1 protein-coding gene is annotated in these 249 nt (G+C 57.4%); it reads left to right on the plus strand.

Features of this window, described 5'->3' with window-relative positions:
• A partial coding sequence (locus SB816_RS33850) for a DNA polymerase ligase N-terminal domain-containing protein (protein WP_410548481.1) occupies window positions 1–249 on the plus strand: 249 nt, incomplete at both ends.

The following is a 249-nucleotide window of genomic DNA, read 5'->3' on the forward strand; positions in this document are numbered from 1 at the left end:
CGTTCGAAGCGCGCAGCTGCTCATGCCTTGCAGTTTTGCGTTCAAAAGCACGATGCCACACGACTGCACTACGACTTCCGCCTGGAGCTCGACGGCACGCTCAAAAGCTGGGCGATACCCAAAGGCCCATGCCTGGATCCCAAGGTAAAGCGCCTCTCGGTGCATGTCGAAGATCACCCTCTCGATTACGCTTCATTTGAAGGCACGATACCGGAGGGTCACTACGGTGCCGGGGATGTGATCGTTTGG

Origin of the sequence: Achromobacter sp. SIMBA_011, from assembly GCF_046535435.1 — a bacterium.
Classification (GTDB): domain Bacteria; phylum Pseudomonadota; class Gammaproteobacteria; order Burkholderiales; family Burkholderiaceae_B; genus Achromobacter; species Achromobacter dolens.